Annotated in this window: 15 protein-coding genes; 4 read left to right on the forward strand and 11 right to left on the reverse strand. The window is 48.3% G+C overall.

Features of this window, described 5'->3' with window-relative positions; all coding sequences use genetic code 11:
- Nucleotides 1-93 precede the first annotated feature (93 nt).
- On the reverse strand, nucleotides 94-183 hold the full coding sequence (locus tag EII41_RS14740; protein ID WP_124790067.1) for a transposase: 90 nt from the start codon (nucleotides 181-183) through the stop codon (nucleotides 94-96).
- Nucleotides 184-423: 240 nt separating this feature from the next.
- Here EII41_RS14740 and EII41_RS07335 point away from each other — a divergent pair, with 240 nt between their 5' ends.
- Nucleotides 424-3531, forward strand: a complete 3108-nt coding sequence (locus EII41_RS07335) for a glycoside hydrolase family 2 TIM barrel-domain containing protein (RefSeq protein ID WP_124790061.1) — start codon at nucleotides 424-426, stop codon at nucleotides 3529-3531.
- Between the two features lie 334 nt (nucleotides 3532-3865).
- Nucleotides 3866-4945: a retron St85 family RNA-directed DNA polymerase gene (locus EII41_RS07340; protein ID WP_124751208.1), complete on the forward strand. Its 1080-nt coding sequence runs from the start codon at nucleotides 3866-3868 to the stop codon at nucleotides 4943-4945.
- 115 nt (nucleotides 4946-5060) lie between these two features.
- Here EII41_RS07340 and EII41_RS07345 read toward each other — a convergent pair whose 3' ends face one another.
- The 5 genes from EII41_RS07345 to EII41_RS07365 are packed head-to-tail and all read right to left on the reverse strand — an operon-like array spanning nucleotide 5061 to nucleotide 8369.
- Nucleotides 5061-5600 (reverse strand): DJ-1 family glyoxalase III, encoded by a 540-nt coding sequence (locus tag EII41_RS07345; protein ID WP_124790062.1) that lies wholly within the window; start codon nucleotides 5598-5600, stop codon nucleotides 5061-5063.
- Nucleotides 5601-5636: 36 nt separating this feature from the next.
- On the reverse strand, nucleotides 5637-6473 hold the full coding sequence (locus EII41_RS07350) for an energy transducer TonB (protein ID WP_124751206.1): 837 nt from the start codon (nucleotides 6471-6473) through the stop codon (nucleotides 5637-5639).
- Nucleotides 6470-6889 (reverse strand): ExbD/TolR family protein, encoded by a 420-nt coding sequence (locus tag EII41_RS07355; protein ID WP_124751205.1) that lies wholly within the window; start codon nucleotides 6887-6889, stop codon nucleotides 6470-6472. The genes EII41_RS07350 and EII41_RS07355 overlap by 4 nt, the downstream gene beginning before the upstream one ends.
- Before the next feature lie 5 nt (nucleotides 6890-6894).
- Complete coding sequence (locus tag EII41_RS07360; protein WP_124790063.1) at nucleotides 6895-7608, reverse strand: MotA/TolQ/ExbB proton channel family protein; 714 nt, start codon at nucleotides 7606-7608, stop codon at nucleotides 6895-6897.
- Between the two features lie 29 nt (nucleotides 7609-7637).
- The gene (locus tag EII41_RS07365) at nucleotides 7638-8369 is read right to left on the reverse strand and encodes a pyridoxine 5'-phosphate synthase (protein ID WP_124751203.1); all 732 of its coding nucleotides are present in this window, start codon (nucleotides 8367-8369) and stop codon (nucleotides 7638-7640) included.
- 112 nt (nucleotides 8370-8481) lie between these two features.
- Here EII41_RS07365 and EII41_RS07370 point away from each other — a divergent pair, with 112 nt between their 5' ends.
- Together EII41_RS07370 and secDF are read left to right on the forward strand one after the other, a co-directional pair.
- On the forward strand, nucleotides 8482-9357 hold the full coding sequence (locus EII41_RS07370; protein ID WP_124751202.1) for an NAD kinase: 876 nt from the start codon (nucleotides 8482-8484) through the stop codon (nucleotides 9355-9357).
- A gap of 291 nt (nucleotides 9358-9648) precedes the next feature.
- Complete coding sequence (gene secDF, locus EII41_RS07375; RefSeq protein ID WP_124790064.1) at nucleotides 9649-12678, forward strand: protein translocase subunit SecDF; 3030 nt, start codon at nucleotides 9649-9651, stop codon at nucleotides 12676-12678.
- A gap of 720 nt (nucleotides 12679-13398) precedes the next feature.
- On the opposite strand, the gene EII41_RS07380 is transcribed toward secDF, so the two are convergent.
- The 5 genes from EII41_RS07380 to EII41_RS07400 form a co-directional block, all read right to left on the reverse strand.
- Nucleotides 13399-14307, reverse strand: a complete 909-nt coding sequence (locus EII41_RS07380; protein ID WP_124790065.1) for a hypothetical protein — start codon at nucleotides 14305-14307, stop codon at nucleotides 13399-13401.
- Nucleotides 14308-14348: 41 nt separating this feature from the next.
- Nucleotides 14349-14885: a hypothetical protein gene (locus tag EII41_RS07385; protein WP_124751198.1), complete on the reverse strand. Its 537-nt coding sequence runs from the start codon at nucleotides 14883-14885 to the stop codon at nucleotides 14349-14351.
- 531 nt (nucleotides 14886-15416) lie between these two features.
- Nucleotides 15417-15794: a DUF805 domain-containing protein gene (locus EII41_RS07390; RefSeq protein WP_124751197.1), complete on the reverse strand. Its 378-nt coding sequence runs from the start codon at nucleotides 15792-15794 to the stop codon at nucleotides 15417-15419.
- Nucleotides 15795-15945: 151 nt separating this feature from the next.
- Entirely contained in the window at nucleotides 15946-16995 is a 1050-nt protein-coding gene (locus EII41_RS07395) for an Ig domain-containing protein (RefSeq protein ID WP_221620704.1), read from the reverse strand.
- 53 nt (nucleotides 16996-17048) lie between these two features.
- On the reverse strand, nucleotides 17049-18248 hold the full coding sequence (locus EII41_RS07400; RefSeq protein ID WP_124790066.1) for a hypothetical protein: 1200 nt from the start codon (nucleotides 18246-18248) through the stop codon (nucleotides 17049-17051).
- Nucleotides 18249-18679 lie beyond the last annotated feature (431 nt).

The following is an 18679-nucleotide window of genomic DNA, read 5'->3' on the forward strand; positions in this document are numbered from 1 at the left end:
CTCTCTTTCGGGCAGCTTTTTAGTTTATCCGACATTTCGCGTGATACGACATTCATGCAGGACATAATCCTTCGTGTGAAACAGCGTTCATCTCTAAATCCGTATGCGCTTCATGACTTTTATCCTGTTGTTAATGCCTTCGACCTTCCCGGTTGACAGAGGACAATCATACCATACAAGTATCCCCCACCCTGTGGAACATTAAGGTATTGGCCATTTTCTGAAGTTGTGGCACTTTACTCTCTTTTGATTTGCTCTCCCAATTATCAGATACAAAAATGAGATAAAACGCCTTTTATATCACGCCGTCGTATAGTTTTTCAAAATCATTGAAATGTCGTTTGCGTAGAAGTTTAAAGGGAAAAATACGTATCTTTACCCTCGATTTTTTACAAACAATTACCATTACACAACGAATGTACTATGAAAATTAAATTAACTGTCTGCGCTTTAGCGCTGTTGAGTCTTAATCTTTTTGCCCAAAAGGATGAATGGCGAAATCCGAAGGTGAATTTTGTTAATCGTGCGCCGATGCATACGAACTACTTTGCGTATGAGTCGGAACGTGCCGCGTTGGAGGGCATCCGGGAGAACTCCGAGAATTTTTTAAGCCTGAACGGACTCTGGCGGTTTTTCTGGGTGAAAGATGCGGAAGCTCGTCCGACGGACTTTTATCGGACAGACTATAACGACAAAGGATGGAACCTGTTGAGTGTTCCGGGTCTGTGGGAATTGAACGGTTACGGTGATCCGATCTATGTGAACGTCGGTTACGCTTGGCGAAATCAGTTTAAGAATAATCCTCCGTTGGTGCCGACAGAGAATAATCACGTTGGGTCGTATCGTCGCGAGATCACGATTCCTACGGGGTGGAACGGCAAAGAGGTGTTTGCTCATTTCGGTTCGGTCACGTCGAACATCTATCTGTGGGTGAACGGGCAATACGTGGGATATAGCGAGGATAGCAAGTTGGAAGCGGAGTTTAACATCACCCGCTACCTGAAAACGGGTAAGAATCTAATAGCCTTTCAGACGTTCCGGTGGTGCGACGGTACGTATCTTGAAGATCAGGACTTTTTACGTATGTCAGGCGTAGGGCGTAACTGCTATCTTTACGCACGTCCGAGAAATCATATCCGGGACATTCGTATCACGCCCGATCTGGATAAAGACTATAAAGATGGTACGCTGACGGTCGACGTGACGATGGCCGGATCCGCAGGTACGGTTCAGATCGAGCTGCTCGATGCGGAAGGCAACAAGGTCGCTTCGCAAGCGATGAAAGGTTCGGGTATGCAGCAGACGATCCTTTCGGTAACCGATCCGAAGAAATGGTCGGCAGAGACTCCTTACCTGTACAAGGTGGTGGCTACCCTGAAAGATGGTCGCGGAAAAACGCTCGAGGTCATTCCCGTCAGAACCGGTTTCCGCAAACTTGAAATCAAAAATGCCCAATTTCTGGTGAACGGACAACCTGTCCTGATCAAAGGCGCCAACCGTCACGAGATGGATCCGAAGACGGCCTATTACGTCTCGCCCGAACGGATGCGTCAGGATGTGCAGCTCATGAAAGCGTACAACCTGAATGCTGTGCGTACATGTCATTATCCGGACGATAATTTATGGTACGACCTCTGCGACGAGTACGGACTTTACGTCGTGGCCGAAGCGAATGTAGAGTCGCACGGTATGGGATACGGTGAACTGACGTTGGCCAAAAACAGAGCGTATGACATCGCACACCTCGAACGTAATCAGCGCAATCTTCAACGCGGATATAACCATCCGTCCATCGTCACATGGTCGATGGGGAACGAAGCCGGCTTCGGGCCGAATTTCGAAGATTGTTACCGTTGGATGAAAAAAGAAGATAAAAGTCGTCCGGTGCAGTACGAACAGTCCAAGCAAAATGAATATACGGATATCTTCTGTCCGATGTACTACAATTACGAACGAACGGAAGCATACGCGAAAAGTGATGCGCAAAGGCCGATGATCCAGTGTGAATATGCTCATGCGATGGGTAACTCGGAAGGAGGGTTCAAAGAATATTGGGACTTGATCCGTAAGTATCCGAAGTTGCAGGGAGGATTTATCTGGGACTTCGTTGACCAGTCGATTCACTGGAAGAATGCTGAGGGAACGCGTATTTACGGATATGGTGGAGACTTCAACCGTTACGATGCGTCGGACAATAATTTTATGAACAACGGACTGATCAGTCCTGACCGTGTGCCCAATCCGCACATGGACGAAGTAGCCTATTTCTACCAGTCTATCTGGGCTACGGCCAAAGACTTGGAAAAAGGCGAAGTGAATATTTTCAACGAACATTTTTTCCGTGATCTCTCAGCTTACTATGCTGACTGGGAAATCCTTGTCGAGGGTGAGAGCGTGCAGACCGGACGCGTCTCCGACTTGGCTGTTGCTCCTCAGCAAACGGAGACGATCCGTCTTCATTATGATCTTGCTTCGCTGCCGAAAGACCGCGAAGTGCTGCTGAATATTCACTTCAAGTTGAAAAAAGCGGAAACGATGCTTCCTGCCGGTCATACCGTCGCGCGCAATCAGTTGGTGATTCGTCCGTATAACGCGCCCGAGTTGCGATTGGCTAACGAGGCGGAATGCAAGCACTGTCCTGTTACGACCCCCGTCGTCAAAGACAATGACCTTAATTATTTGATCGTTCATGGAGACCGTTTTGTGATTGAGTTTAACAAACGCGACGGATGGATGAGCCGTTACTTTGTGAACGATGCCGAGATGATCAACGCGGGTAGTGCTTTGACTCCGAACTTCTGGCGTGCGCCGACCGATAACGACTACGGAGCCGGCTTGCAAAACAAATATGCCGTATGGAAAAATCCGGAGATGAAACTGACGTCGCTCAAGAATAACGTTGCGAACGGGATGGTTGAGGTCGTTGCCGAGTATGACATGAAAGACGTTTCGGCCAAGCTTCAGCTTACCTATCAGATCAACAATCGCGGAGCGGTAAAAGTGACGCAAAAGATGACGGCAGATGCATCGGCTGAGGTACCGAACATGTTCCGGTTCGGCATGCAGTTGCCCATGCCGAAATGTTACGACCGGATTCTGTATTACGGTCGTGGCCCGATCGAGAATTATTGCGACCGCAACCATTCGACAGCCCTCGGGAAGTATCGCCAGACGGTCGATGAGCAGTTCTATCCGTACATCCGTCCGCAGGAAACGGGTACGAAAACCGATATCCGCTGGTGGAAACTGACGACGATCCAAGGCGATGGACTCGAGTTTATCAGCAATCAGCCGTTCTCGGCTTCGGCTTTGCATTATACCATCGAGTCGCTCGACGACGGCGTGGAAAAAGACCAGCGTCATTCGCCGGAAGTACCTCAGGCTAATCTGACGAATTTCTGCATCGACCGGAAACAGATGGGGTTGGGCTGCGTCACAAGCTGGGGCGCTGTTCCGCTGGAAACGTATATGATGCCGTATGGGAACTATGAGTTTACGTTTATCATGCGTCCGGTTCAAGCGGTGTTTTAAGTGAAGAACTAAAAATTAAAAGTGAAGCCCTTCGGGCGTTGAAATGTTAGTTCGTTAGAGACCAACTGCTGAAAAGAGGCGACTGACAACTAAACGATGAAACATTTAAACGTCCGAGGGATTACTTCTTTTTACTTTTTGTGCGAAAGTTTTTCTGTTTGAACAAAAAGGATTAACTTTGTTGCGAAGAAGGTGAGCAGATATTTTAGCATACTGAGAGGTGTAGTCGCCTCATTAGTTCAAGTGTTTTCATAGAAAAGCATATTTGTAGACAAATATGCTTTAAGTAAAAGCTCTCACTTTCTTTTTTTTATATTTAATTCCATTTCTGAATATGACGGTCATTCTGGTAACCATTCTTATTTTTATATGTGGTATGATTCTTCTGATCATCAGGGAGAAGAAGAAAGAGAAGGATTTATTGAACCGACATCTGCCGAACGATAATTCATTTCGTAACGGGTCTGTCTTCTATCATACGGGTATCTGTAGACAAGCTGTTTATGATCCGGAAGCATTGAAATGGTGCGCAACGTTCCTGAATATCGGTGAAAAAGAGCTTTCTTCTTTTTTGCATCATCCTTCCGAGTGGTACAGTCTGTTCTGGTTAGCCAAAAGAGGAGGAGGCTATCGTATGATCGCTGCTCCGAAGAAAGAGTTGAAGGCCGTGCATCGTACGATTTATGAAAAAATCCTGATCAATAGTGAGATTCATCCTTCCGCTACGGGGTTCCGCCGGAATAAGTCAATTGTGGAAAATGTGCGTCCTCATTTGGGGAATGCTCAGGTACTGAAGGTCGACATCCATGATTTTTTCGGATCGATACGTAAACATACCGTTCGAAGAACGTTTAAGCAATTGGGTTATGAATCCGGTGTAGCGAAAATACTGGCCGCCTTATGCTGCAAATCGGGGCGATTGCCGCAAGGAGCACCGACAAGCCCGGCCTTGAGTAATATCATTGTGGCCGGTATGGATGAACAATTAGCCGCTATAAGTCGGTCGGTCGGCCTGACGTATACAAGGTATGCGGACGATTTAACGTTTTCGGGCAATCTATCCTCTCATCATGCGTTTCTCGCACAGGTAGAAAAAGTAGTTGCAGAACACAAGTTTGCGTTGAACCGGAAGAAGACGCGCTTTTTAGATATGTCGCATCGTAAGATTATTACGGGGATATCCGTCAGTTCGGGCACAAAACTTACGATTCCGAAAGTCTTCAGGCGCGAGATACGCAAGCAGGTGTATCATGTGCTGACAAAAGGGCTGGCCGAACATCAGAAATATATCGGTTCTTCCGATCCCGCTTATCTGAAACGTCTGATAGGGCGTCTTTCTTATTGGCATGCCGTTGAACCGGATAACACGTATGTGATTCGGTCATTAAAAGCACTCAAAGAGCTGAACCATTGAGCTGGCAACTTCTTTTATCTTGATAGCATGCGTTTTTTGTAGCGGTAAGGCTTGATGTGCCCTCGAAAAAAGGGAGGAGGCTGTTCTTGTCTTTGAGACAGCCTCCCCCCCTGGTTTATCTCAACAATAAATCTTTGGCGACCTGTTCAGCCGACTCGAGGCCTTCGAGATGTTCCAGTATAGCCAATCCGAAATCGAAAACCAGCCCCGGTCCCCGACCTGTGATGATAGAGCCATCTGTAACCGTTGGTACATTAACGACAGTCGCTCCTTTCAGATACTCTTCAAATCCCGGATAACATGTCGCGCGCTTCCCTTCAAGCAGCCCCAGCCCGCCGAAAACGAGCGGTGCGGCACAAATAGCAGCTAACGGTTTACCTGCATCGTGATGGCGGACGATTTCCTTTTTCAATTCCTCATAATCGTTGAGCATCGGACCTCCGCCGGGCAGCACGAGCACATCGGCATCTGCATAGCCGAGATCTTCAAATAGCGCATCGGCAACGACAAGGATATCATGTCCTCCCTTAACCGTCAAGTTTCCGGTCATCGAAACCGTTACAACGTGCATTCCTCCACGGCGCAGTACATCGACCGTACCGATCGCTTCGGCCTCCTCAAAACCGGTTGCTAAAAATACATAAGCCTTTTTCATCGTGTATAAGTTTTTAAAATGTTTATTACATGCGTTTTATCTTAATGAATAACGATACGTGATCGTGCCACTCTGATTATTCGTACCCTGAATGCTGTTAAACTTCGCTTTCCGCGCAGCTTCAAGCGCACTTTTTCGCATCGTGGCATGATCGATGTTCGTTCCTTTGCCGATCTCGGCCATGATGACGTTGCCCCGCGGATCGACGGTGATATTGATCACGATCCGCCCCTCTTCCTGAATGGTATAAGCCGGTCTGGGCAAGCCTCCCGCACCGATGGAACGGCCGTTCAAGTTGAAGGAACCGATACCGCCCACTCCTTCGTTTGCTCCGCTGTCGGAGTTGCCGAACGGGCTACCCTGATTGCCGCTGCCACTGGCCGCATCGCCCTGACTACTGCTCTCGCTGCCTCCGGTTGAGCCAAAAGCGCCGGCTACACGATCACGGATGGCCTGTTCCTTACGCCGCTGCTCATCAGCCTGTTTCTTACGTTCTGCTTCCGCTTTACGCTGTTCCGCTTCCCTTCTACGAACCTCTTCCTGTTCTTTCTTCTCCTTCTTTTTCCGTTCTTCTTCTTTCTTCTTATTTGTAAGTGAGACAGATTCCTCCATATCCTGCGTGATCATTTCTTCCCGTGGCGTGGGAGGAGCAGGCTGTGGCGGAGGAGCAGCTGTCATATCCGACGAAGTCGGCTCACCGCGCGGCTCAAACTGTCCGGCTGCAAGGTTGATATTGCCGAAATTCACCATGATACCGCTGTCTTCCTCCGGAACGATTGTTTTAAGTACCGTAAAATAGAGGAAGAGCAAAATCGCCAGATGAAAAATAATCGAGCCGATCAGCGCTATAATGTCGTTCTTTTCAAACTTCATGGCCTATGAGATGGTGGACGGGTGGCCAATACGACCTTGAATTTATTTTCGTTCGCAATATCCAGTACTTTCACGATTTCTTTATAAGGAACGGTTTCATCGGCATACAATGCCACAAACATATCAGGCTCCTGAGCATACTGTTCCTGAAGGAAAGAGGTGATCTCGTCGAACGCGACCATCCGTTCACGCTGCTTCCCCGCGGCAACATAGTACTTGCCCGCCGCATCGATCGTTACCCGTGTAAGTGGTTTGGCGGCCGTCTGTTTGTGTGCTTGTGGTAAGGTCAGTTTGATCGCGTTCGGCACCACCACCGTCGACGTAACCATAAAAAAGATCAGCAACAGAAAGATGACGTCCGTCATGGATGCCATGCTGAAGGCTGCATTGATCTTTGTTCTTCGTTTCAACGCCATGATCTTTACTTAGCCGGTTCGTTCAACAAATCCATAAACTCCATCGTATTAGCTTCCAGACGATTGACCACATTATCCACACGCGACACCAAGTAGTTGTAGGCAAAAAGAGCGATGATACCCACCACCAGACCTCCGACGGTTGTTACTAATGCTTCATAAATCCCCCCCGAGAGCAACGATACATCGACATTCGTTCCGGCATTAGCCATATCGTAAAAAGCACGTACCATCCCGGTTACGGTACCCAAGAAACCGATCATCGGAGCACCGGCAGCTGTCGTGGCAAGTACCGGAAACCCTTTCTCCAGCTTCGCAATTTCAATATTACCCGCATTCTCGATCGCCGCGAGTACATCGTTTGTCGGACGCCCCAGACGAATAATCCCTTTTTCAATCATGCGAGCTGCGGGTGTTTGAGTCGTACGGCAGAGATTGATCGCAGAATCGACTTTTCCTTCATACACATAATCCCGGATCCGGTTCATAAACGTTTCGTCGCTTTTGGCAGCCTGACGAATTACCAAAATCCGTTGAATAAAGAAATAAATCGCGACCAAAGAAAGGATAAGGAGTACCCCCATCACCCATCCGCCTTTCAGGGCCAAGTCGATAATATTCAGTTGCGCCTCTGTCGGGACGGTTTTCGGAGTCAGATTCATCGGGGTTGCGTCAGCCGGATTCGGTGCGACTTGTGCTAATGTTGCTAAGATGTTCATACGTTTTCTTCTGTTTTATGTTTTTGTTCTTAATTTCTTGAATTTACTTGCTGCAAGCAATTTTTATAGAGGCCAATCGTTTCTTTGAGACCGTAATAAAGAGCGTCACAGATCAAGGCATGACCGATAGACACTTCTTCGAGCCATGGAACACGTGACGCAAAGAAGGAAAGATTTTGCAGATTCAGATCATGACCGGCATTGATGCCGAGACCATGTTCATGCGCATACTTCGCCGCTTCAACAAATGGGGCTACGGCAGCCTCCCTGTCCGTATCATATCGCTGTGCATACGGTTCGGTATACAGTTCGATACGGTCCGCCCCCGTTTGAGCTGCCCATTCGAGGTTCGGCAGATCCGTTTCGACAAAAATAGATGTGCGGATGCGGTTTCGCTTGAATAACTCTGTTAACTCGCTCAGCAATTCGAAATGCTCCCGTACGTTCCATCCCGCATTGGAGGTTAAAGCATCGGGAGCATCGGGCACAAGTGTAACCTGTGTCGGTTTCACATCCAGCACAAGGTCGATAAACGATGCGCTGGGATATCCTTCGATATTCAGTTCGGTACGAATATTCGGCTTAATGGCATAAACGTCGCTGTACCGGATATGCCGCCCGTCGGGACGAGGATGAACAGTGATACCCTGAGCACCGAACGATTCACAGTCTTTGGCGATCTGTTCCACATCGGGCATATTTCCACCTCGCGCATTACGCAGAGTAGCCGCCTTATTGATATTCACACTTAAATTTACCATGCGAGATACGTCTTATTTCGTTCACTTTCCTTATATTTGTCGACAAATATACATGCAAATGTAGGATGAATTGAGGAATTATTAAAGAAATTCGGTGTAAAAGATTTATAAAATGAAAGTTGGATTATTCGGTAGCGGATATCACACGGATAAATTGCCGTTGATTCGCAGATTATTCAAAAAGTTAGCCGCATTGAACGCCAAAGTCTATGTTTCGCACGACTTCTATGCCTTTCTGGCCGAGTTTCCGGAAGTATGTCCGACAATTGACGGCGTGCTTCAAGCCCCTCCGTTCGATCTGGATATCGCATTAAGCGTAGGAGGAGACGGCACATTTCTCCGCACAGCCGAACAGATCAACAGGCAAAATATTCCGATTTTAGGAATCAACACGGGACGATTAGGCTTCCTGGCCGATATCGGGACAGAGCAGATCGAGGAAACACTCGACGAGCTTTACCATAAACATTATAATATAGAGAAGCGGATGTTGCTCCGTTTGGATATGGACAAGCATCCGTTTGAAGGTTACAACTGCGCTCTTAACGAAGTGGCTATCCTAAAACGTGAGACATCGTCCATGATCACGATTCACACAAGCCTGAACGATGAATATCTGACATCGTACCAAGCCGACGGGTTAGTCATTGCAACGCCCACCGGATCTACAGCCTATTCGATGAGCGTGAATGGCCCCATCATTTTACCGCAAAGCGATAACATTGTATTAAGCCCGGTGGCACCACACAGCCTCAATGTGCGTCCGCTTGTCGTACCCGGATCGTATAAAATTTCGTTAAATATCGAAAGTCGCACCCATTCCTTTCTGATCTCCCTTGACGGACGTTCCCAAAGCTGCCCGACGAACGTAAGACTTTCCGTTTGTAAAGCGGATTTTTCAATACATATCATCAATCGACACAACCAGACTTTTTATCAAACTTTGCGTGATAAATTAATGTGGGGAGCCGACAAAAGAGTTAAATAAATCTAACACGGCGCATTTTTATGCTGAAGAATTATGTTGGATAGCATAAAACGCCTTATCTTTGCATCGTGTTTTTCATGGTATTAGATTTAAGGTTAACAATGAAGATTGTGGTTGTCGTGAGACAACCATTTCTTTTTTATAGAAGTTCCTAAATTTCACCTCCCCATTTCCCTCTGCATAAAACAAGAATTAATTCCGTTTTTGTCATTAACTAATGAAAAAACGCTATATTTGCACCCTAAAAAAAAGAAGAATAAGAACAAATAACATATAAATCAAGAATTTCAAATGCAAAACAAAGGATTTGTAAGAGTTTTTGCGATATTGCTTACTCTGGTCTGCCTTTATTATTTGTCTTTCTCGTTTGTAACGAGAAAATATTATAAAGAGGCAGCTGAGTATGCAAACGGAAGCTCGTCGAAGGAGAGTTTTTATTTAGACTCGTTAGCCAACAAAAAAGTTTGGTTTGGCGCTTACACGTTGAAACAGTGCCGGGAAATGGAAGTAACCTTAGGGCTCGACCTGAAAGGGGGAATGAACGTTGTATTGGAGCTCAACGTACCGGATGTCATCCGTTCGTTGGCCAACAACAATCAGGATGCCAATTTCAACAAAGCGCTGGAAGCGGCTTACGCCCGTCAAGCAACCAGCCAGAAAAATTTTGTCGATCTCTTTGCCGAAGAGTACAAAAAGTTGGACTCGGGCGCACGGCTGTCTGCTCTTTTCAGCACCTTTGAATTAAAAGAGAAAATTAATCCACAAAGTTCGGACGATCACGTTGTTTCCGTATTGAAAGAAGAGCTACAAAGCGCCATTGACAACTCCTTTAATGTATTACGTACGCGTATAGACCGTTTCGGTGTCGTTTCTCCGAATATCCAACGTCTGGAAACTGCCGGACGCATTTTGGTCGAATTGCCGGGCGTAAAAGAGCCTGCACGTGTCCGCAAACTCTTGCAGGGAAGTGCCAACCTCGAATTTTGGGAAACGTACAACCTGACAGAAATTAATCAGCAACTGATGGCTGCCGATCAAGTATTGGCACGCGTTCTGACACCGGTATCGGCTGCGACTGACACGACAAGCGCATCCGTGACCACTCCTGAACCGGCGGCACCAGCCGATACGACAGCCACCCAAGCCACCGACTCGCTGATCGCGCAGTTGGGAAGTGAGGAACAGCAGACTCCCGAAGCCAACATGTCGTTGGAAGAATATGCCAAACAACATCCGTTGTTCGCTTTGTTACAACTGAACGTAGACCAAACCGGACGTTACCTGATTCCGGGGCCGGTAGTCGGCTATGCGAGAAAGACAGATATGGAAAAGATTACCGAATATCTGAATATGCCGCAAGTGAAAGCCGTACTTCCGAACAACGTCATCTTCCGTTGGGGGGTAAAAGCGATGGATGAAAACGATCAGTTCTACCAGTTGTATGCGCTGAAAGTAACGAACCGTGACGGTACGCCGGCCATGAGTGGCGACGTCGTGACCAATGCGGTGGCCGACTTCGCACAGCAACAAATCGGACGTTCGCAATATCAGGTGAGTATGACGATGAATGCCGAAGGAGCTCGTGAATGGGCGCGTCTGACGAAAGAAAACATCAAGCGAAGCATCGCGATCGTGCTGGACGGAATGGTTTATTCGGCCCCGACCGTTCAGACGGAAATTACCGGCGGACAGTCGCAAATTACGGGAGATTTTACGCAGGATGAAGGAAAAGACTTAGCCAACGTATTGAAATCCGGTAAGATGGCGGCTTCGGTCAATATCGTACAGGAAGATATCGTCGGACCATCACTCGGTCAGGAAGCCATCCATGCCGGAGTCATATCGTTCGTTCTGGCTCTGGTGATTCTGATGATATACATGTGTGCCATCTACGGTCTGGTACCGGGTATGATTGCCAACGGCGCATTGGTGCTGAATATTTTCTTCACCATGGGTATTCTCGCATCGTTCCAGGCAGTGTTGACACTCCCGGGAATCGCCGGTATGGTGCTTACGCTGGGTATGGCAGTCGATGCAAACGTATTGATTTATGAACGTACAAAAGAAGAATTGCGTAGCGGTAAGCAGTTGGCCAAAGCGATTGCCGACGGTTACTCGAACGCTTTCTCGGCAATTTTCGATGCTAACTTGACAACTGTCATCACGGGTATCGTATTGTTCGTTTTCGGAACAGGCCCGATCCGCGGATTCGCTACAACCCTGATTATCGGTCTGATCGCATCGTTCCTGACGGCTGTCTTCCTGACCCGTCTCGTATACGAGGCCTTATTGGCAAAGGATAAGATCAAGAATCTGACATTTACGACTTCGCTGTCGAAGAATATTCTGACCGATCCGAAAGTAAACTTCCTCGGCAAACGGAAAATCGGCTATCTGATTCCGCTAAGCATCATTATCCTCGGTACGGTTTCCATGTTTACCATCGGGTTGAACAACGGTATCGACTTTACGGGGGGACGTAACTATGTGATCCGTTTCGATCAGGATGTGCGCACGGACGAAATCCGGTCGGCACTCGAACCGCAGTTGCAAGGCGGATCGGTCGGTGTAATCACGATCGGATCACAGAATCAAGTGCGCGTATCGACGAACTATCGTATTGCCGACAATGCCACGGATGTAGACGACGACATTACCGGAAAACTGTATGCCGGACTGCAATCGTTCTTACCGCAAGGTACGACACTCGAACAGTTTGCAGCAGACCATATTCAGAGTTCACAGAAAGTAGGGCCGAGCATGGCCGACGATATTAAGAACAGTGCGTTCATGGCTGTGATTTTCGCCATGTTCTGTATGGCACTGTACATCCTCGTCCGCTTCCGCGACGTAGCCTTCTCGGTCGGCGTATTCGTTTCCGTAGCAGTAACGACGTTGTGTATCATCGCATTCTACACGTTGCTGTGGAAGATCATGCCATTCTCGATGGAGGTCGATCAGACGTTTATCGCCGCTATTCTGACGGTAATCGGTTACTCGATCAACGATACGGTAGTTGTCTTCGACCGTATCCGCGAAACGATTCAGACTTATCCCAAACGCGATCGTTATCAGGTGATCAACGATTCTTTGAACTCGACGCTTGCACGTACTTTCAGCACGTCGCTCTCGACCTTTATCGTTGTCTTGATTATCTTCTTGTTGGGTGGTTCTACGATTCAGAGTTTTACGTTTGCGATTCTGTTGGGGGTAATCGTCGGAACATATTCGACACTATTCGTAGCCACACCGATCGCTTACGAAATTCAAAAACGTAAATTTAAAACGGCAGAGCATGCTTCGGCAGTAGCGACTGCGTAAATTCTGTTTTTACATAGCTTGAAAGAGGCAGCTTTTCATCAACGATGAAGCTGCCTCTTTTGTATTTACCCAGATTACGCGATAAGAGCTTTATTTTAACCCGGATTCCGCAATAGAACAAATCATAATGAATTTCATTCAGGCCTTCAGCCCTCTGAACAAGGTCCGGACGTCGATCCCCCCACCCTTGCGGGATGGGGCTGAAATAATCCGGGCTTTCAGCCCTTGGTTAAATAATTGTTAATGGTTATGCCCTTCGGGCGTTGAGGTGTTGAGTTGTTGAGTTGTTTGCCGGTGAACATCCCCCCTTTCCCCCCTTCGAAGGGGGGAAGAGCGAAGCGAAGGGGGATGTCATCCCTTCAAAGGGGGAATTTACGATGTTCCGAACGCAAATGAACACAAATGGCGCAAATGAACGCAAATTTAAAAAAGTAGCAAAGTAGTCAAAGGTAGTTAGAGTAGTAAAGAATAACAATTAAATTTGCGCCCATTCGCGTCATTCGCGTTCTGATAACCTGCCAACACGACACAAAAAATAAGGGCGGACACAAGGCCCGCCCCTACATTGACTACATGAACTACTTTTCACTTTTCACTTTTCGTTTTTCACTTTTCACTTACTTCCTTTGTTCATTCAGAGCGGCGGAGGCGGGGTAAACGCGCGGGTTCGACACCGCCCCCGTTCACTCTTCATTATCTACACGTTGCCACTTGCACGTGTTAGAGCGATTTGACGACTTTCAGGATGCTTACGATTTTTTTCTCGCCGTCTTTTTCGAGCCAGACGCGTCCGATCTTACGGTCGATCTTGGTCACTTTGTAGCCTTCCTTGAAGCCGCCGACCCATACGGCCATGACGTTATCGCCTACCTTGATGTCTTGTTTGATGGGGATCAGCTTACAAGCCGAACGATCGAAGGCGTATATCTTGCCTGCGAATCCGATTGCCAGCACTTTGTCGTCGGTCGCATGGATCAAGATGCCCTCTTTCCACGCGCCCTTTTCGTAGGCAGCAATGGTGGCTCCGGGTTGCCATTTGCCGTCTTCGAGGACGTCGAACGAGGAGGCTTTGAGTTGCTCGTTGCTGTGCTGATTGCCGATCTTGGGTTTGTCCGGATCGTCGCTATAGTCGAGGTCGAGGTAATCGACCTTCGGCATTTCGGGATCGGAGGCGTCGGTGACGATGGCACGTTTCATCCCCGACCCCGATTGCCACCAGGTAAGCAACACATCGCCCACTTTCGCCTTCTTGCCTTTGGGCAGCAGGATGATGAGCGAGTTGGGCATCTCGACCTCGCCGACCGTCGAGTGAGTCTCGCCGTATTGGCTGAGTTTGGTCGAATAGAAGATGTAGGTCTCCTCCTCCGGCTTGTCCGACTTGACAATCTCGTTGGGGTAGAAGGTGTAGGGCGATAGCACATACTGTCCCACATCGGGGTTCTCGAGGGTAATGCCTTCGGGGAAATCCCATGGGAAGGCTTTGGGCGTTTTTTGCGTCACCTCGGTCGTTTCCTGTGCGGTTGAGTTGACTGCATTGTCAGTCGCCTCGCCGCCTTTCTTTGCATTGCATGCCGTGCTTATGATCAAAGCACCGGTCATGACGATCATTGCAAAAAAGTTTCTGTTCATGATTCATTGAATTTAAATGTTTATAATTGTGTTCAGCTTATTTATTCTATGGCTTTAACGGAGTCCATCACCGCGTCGACAAACTTGCTCAGCGTGGCTTTGTTGTTTTCGGAATATGCGAAAGTGACGGAAATCGCCTTCTTTCCTTTGACGAATATGCGCATGGAGGTATAGATCGTTTCGGAGCTGAGGCTCGGATCGTTCAATACCGTTTTTACCAGAATACCGTTTTCGAGCACTTTGTATTCGACCTTGGTCTTCGGATCTCCGGAAGTCATCTCTTTGCCGAATCGTTCGCCCGCTTCACGGGTGAACTCCGCGTTTGTTTCCGAAACTTCGCATGAGAGGGAGTTCATCATGTCTGTTTCGTCGAGCATAAAGAAGTTGGGTGCTGTTTCGTCGCTACCAAGTTGTTTGGCGGGCTTCAGCACATCGGGGCAGAGGAACGCGAACCCTTGATAGGTCACTTCGTGCATTCCGGCAGGTACTTTGTCGCTGCCGCCTTTCTCGTTGCATCCGGCGTTACCGACCATCAGGGTCAGCGCCAGTGCGGTCATCATAAAAATCTTTGTTTTCATCTTGTTACTTGTTTTTAATATAATACTTAATAAAATAGGAATGCTGTGATTTCGTTGGTGCGCTGTTGCACCGTAGTCTGTTTCGGTGCCCAAGAGACTGCGTTCGCGTTCTCTATCATTTAGCGCCAAGCGATGAATCTCACTCTTCACTTACTTTTTTCGAGTGAGATTCCTCACCGCGTTCGAAATAACAAGAGGAGAGCGCAATTCCTCGCAGGGTGCATGCGAGCCTCGTCGCACGGTGTATGCGAGCCTCCTCGCAGGGTGTATGCGAGCCTCCTCGCAGGGTGCATGCGAGCCTCGTCGCAGGGTGCATGCGAGCCTCGTCGCAGGGTGCATGCGAGCCTCCTCGCAGGGTGCATGTGAGCCTCCTCGCAGGGTACATGTGAGCCTCCTCGCAGGGTACATGTGAGCCTCCTCATAGGGTATATACGCACTTTGAGAGAGAAAGCGTACCTGTCATTCAGAACGTTGGCGATGAATCTCATTTTTCACTATTCACTTTTCACTTTTCACTGTTACGCCACTCGTTTACAGCGGCTTTTCGCCGAAGCGGTTGGCTTGCGGTTCACCTTCCTTAATCATGAGGATGAGATACCAGAGTCCGCCGATCAAGGGGATCATATTGATGAAGATCCATCCTCCGCCTTTGCCGATGTCGTGCAGACGTCGTACGTTGACGGCCAATGTGGGTACCAGCAGCACCAGCGCTACGATGCAGTAGAGTGCTATGACGATGTAGTACAAGGCTTTGACGCTTCCGAATAGTTGCATCAGCAGGCTGAAAGCAAAGCTAATGATAGCGTATACAATAATGTACTGCCAGAATTCTGCGCGCGAAGCGCGTCCTTTGAACTGAGCATACTTGCTCGTTACGATCTCTTTGAAATTTACAATGATGTTGTTCATAATACGTGTAATTTAAATGAAATGAAAATATATTTGTTCTTATCTGTCTCTTTTCAAACCCCTCTCCCTTGCATCCCGGCAAATGCCGGAAATGTGCGGGAGAGGGAGAAATGAAAAAGAATCAGTGTCTCTTCAGTATGAGTTATTCCGTTTAATCCAGTCCATTGAACTCATGCTCGAACGAAATGGGTGCCACCTGCGAAAGCATTCCGGTATTGCTGCTGATAATAAAGAACTTGCCTTTCTCTCCCGGTTCGCCCGGTCTTTTGGTCTTGAGCACGCTCACTCCGTCGGAACCGTGACTTCGCCCTTTGCTCTTTATTCGTAGGGAAAGAACGGTGCTCTGGTAGTGGTCGAATTTCTGATATGGCTTCGCGGGATCGACGAAGACTTCGACCGTGTAGGGCTTGGTCGGGTTGTATCCGTTGCCCGGCTCGGCGCCTTTGAGGTATGCGGCCGTCTGGTAAGGGCGGTTATAGCTGACATCTCCGCCGAAGAGTTCTTTAAGGAGATCGACTACGACGTTTGCATTCGTCGACGTATTGGTGAGTTTGATACATTCGAGGCCGATGTTTCGATCGCGACGGTACATCTCCATGGCCATCAATTCCAGAGCAACCGCACCATGCGGCTCGCCGCCTATTTTCTCGCGTACGGCCTTGAACTCATCGACCGATGCGGGGAAGCGGTTGAACTCGACCGTTCCGCTCTGTCCTTTGGTATAGGTCGTATGACTGATTGTTCCTGTTATCTTGACTTCAAGGGCGGCTAACGGTTTTTCCTCTTTTTTGACGGTGACGGCACAGGTGGCCGATGCGCTTCCGGCCTTGGCCGTGATGGTAGCCGTACCGGCAGCCACGCCGGTGACTTCGCCCGTACCCGACACTTTGGCAATCTTTTCGTTGCTGCTGCTCCAGGTGACGATCTTAACGGATGCATTGGCCGGTTCGATGGTGGCCGTAAGCGTTTCGCGCCCGTTGATTTGCAGTTCGAGCGTCGTCTTGTTCAGTTTGATGGCTGTGACGGCAACCGTGCCGCCGTTTCCACCTGAACCTCCGCCACCTCCGGGAGTCGTTCCTCCTCCTCCTTCTCCTTCGGGAGTGGGTTTGGGCGTCGGTTCATCTTTGGTACATGCCGTGAAGAATATGATACCGGCAATCGCCAGTAAAACGGTTCCTGTTCTAAAAAATACTCTTTTCATGTCTTTCTAATTTAAATTGTTATATATGTAATGAATAGCATCCTTGTTGGTATTCAAAATTTGAATTTCTCGAATTTGGGCAGCGCTTTTACGGAAGCCGGTATATCGGTCGAGAGTTTGTTTTTGGAGAAATCCACGAAAACTCCTTCTCCCAGTTTCTTGCATTGTCCTAATTCGGCGGGTATGGCTCCCGTGAGCTGATTGTTGTCCAATTTCAGGCTTTTCAGGTTGATGAGTTTACCGATCTCGCGCGGGATGGAGCCTGTCAGTTCGTTATCATGGAGCCAGAGGGTTTCGAGCGTTGTACAGTTGCCCACGGCGACGGGTATCGTGCCGCTCAACTTGCAGTCGTATATGGAAAGCTCTTTGAGATTGGGTAAACTGAACACTTCGGCGGGTATTTCGCCGGTGAGTCCGAGATCAATCAGGCTCATATTTGTGAGATTTTTCATGTTACCCATCTCTTTAGGCAGCGTCCCTTTCGTCGAGATGCCTCTGAGGAAGATTCGTTTCAGTTCGGTCATCGTCCAGAGCGATGCGGGCAACTCGGCATCGGGGATGTTGACCTTCCCGATAAACCCTGCCGTATGGTCGATAAGCAGGAAGGTGAGCTTCTTCAAGTTGGCAATGTCGGGCGATAGTTGTCCGTCGTAGTTGTCCGTTCGGATAAACAGTCGGTTCAGCTCCGTGAGTGTATACAGACTCGGAGGCAGCGCACCTTTGATACCGTTCATCTCGAGATTGGTCAATGCCGTCAGCCCTGTCAGGTCGGGATAATCGTCAAATCCGCTGATATCAAGTTGAGTGAGCTTGGTGAGTTTGGCGAGCGAAGGCGTGTTGACTCTGCCTTTGCTGTTGACGACGAGGGTGAGCTCCTCGAGGTTCGTTAACTCGCCGATTTCTGCAGGTATGCAGTCGGGCGTTTCCATCTTGTAATTCTTGAGCACAACGGTCAGCTTTTTCAGTTCGGTCAATCCTCCGATGGCAGCAGGCAGACTGCCTTTGATGCTGTCGCCGATGAGGTACAACTCCGTGACGCGTCCTTGTTCGTCGGTCTTGACGTTTGCCCATTCGTTCAACGGTTGCTCGCTGCACCAGTTTTTGCGAAGATTGTCGTTCCAGTTTTCGCCGTTGGCACTCTTGAAAATAAGAATTAAAATTTCTTTGTCGGTGAGGTTCTTCTTTTCACCGTTACAACTGCCGAATGCTATCGCAAACAGCAGACTTACTGTTAAAAATGCAATTTTTTTCATCGTTCTTTTTTTTATTGGTTTATAATATGATTAATTGTCAATTGTTATGCCGGGTACCCGCCGAATGATGTACCCGGCAAATAACCATTGACCATTAACATTAAAATACATCAGGCTTTCAGCCCTCCGCCGAGGGGTTGCCTTTTTTTCCCAACGCTGCGCATTGGGCTGAATTATCTCGCCCTTGTAAGGGCGAACACACAGGTTCGCCCCTACCTTGACTACCTTGACTACATTTGACTACATTTTTCACTTTTCACTTTTCACTTTTCACTTACTTCTTTTGTCATTCAGAGCGTCGAGCGATGAATCTCTTTTTCTGTCACTTTTGGCTTGACCCAAAAGTAACCAAAAGGTCAAGGCTTCGTGCGCTTCGCTCGCCTGCGCGACGTTCGGAGGTCTAAAATCCGGAGAACTCACTTCGCTACGCT

This window comes from Tannerella forsythia, from assembly GCF_003860135.1.
GTDB lineage: Bacteria > Bacteroidota > Bacteroidia > Bacteroidales > Tannerellaceae > Tannerella > Tannerella forsythia_A.

Excerpts from the sequence above, each read along its gene's own strand:
- EII41_RS07335 (WP_124790061.1), top strand. The coding sequence starts at position 424 with ATGAAAATTAAATTAACTGTCTGCGCTTTAGCGCTGTTGAGTCTTAAT.
- EII41_RS07340 (WP_124751208.1), top strand. The coding sequence starts at position 3,866 with ATGACGGTCATTCTGGTAACCATTCTTATTTTTATATGTGGTATGATT.
- EII41_RS07345 (WP_124790062.1), bottom strand. The coding sequence starts at position 5,600 with ATGAAAAAGGCTTATGTATTTTTAGCAACCGGTTTTGAGGAGGCCGAA.
- EII41_RS07350 (WP_124751206.1), bottom strand. The coding sequence starts at position 6,473 with ATGAAGTTTGAAAAGAACGACATTATAGCGCTGATCGGCTCGATTATT.
- EII41_RS07355 (WP_124751205.1), bottom strand. The coding sequence starts at position 6,889 with ATGGCGTTGAAACGAAGAACAAAGATCAATGCAGCCTTCAGCATGGCA.
- EII41_RS07360 (WP_124790063.1), bottom strand. The coding sequence starts at position 7,608 with ATGAACATCTTAGCAACATTAGCACAAGTCGCACCGAATCCGGCTGAC.
- EII41_RS07365 (WP_124751203.1), bottom strand. The coding sequence starts at position 8,369 with ATGGTAAATTTAAGTGTGAATATCAATAAGGCGGCTACTCTGCGTAAT.
- EII41_RS07370 (WP_124751202.1), top strand. The coding sequence starts at position 8,482 with ATGAAAGTTGGATTATTCGGTAGCGGATATCACACGGATAAATTGCCG.
- secDF (WP_124790064.1), top strand. The coding sequence starts at position 9,649 with ATGCAAAACAAAGGATTTGTAAGAGTTTTTGCGATATTGCTTACTCTG.
- EII41_RS07380 (WP_124790065.1), bottom strand. The coding sequence starts at position 14,307 with ATGAACAGAAACTTTTTTGCAATGATCGTCATGACCGGTGCTTTGATC.
- EII41_RS07385 (WP_124751198.1), bottom strand. The coding sequence starts at position 14,885 with ATGAAAACAAAGATTTTTATGATGACCGCACTGGCGCTGACCCTGATG.
- EII41_RS07390 (WP_124751197.1), bottom strand. The coding sequence starts at position 15,794 with ATGAACAACATCATTGTAAATTTCAAAGAGATCGTAACGAGCAAGTAT.
- EII41_RS07395 (WP_221620704.1), bottom strand. The coding sequence starts at position 16,995 with ATGAAAAGAGTATTTTTTAGAACAGGAACCGTTTTACTGGCGATTGCC.
- EII41_RS07400 (WP_124790066.1), bottom strand. The coding sequence starts at position 18,248 with ATGAAAAAAATTGCATTTTTAACAGTAAGTCTGCTGTTTGCGATAGCA.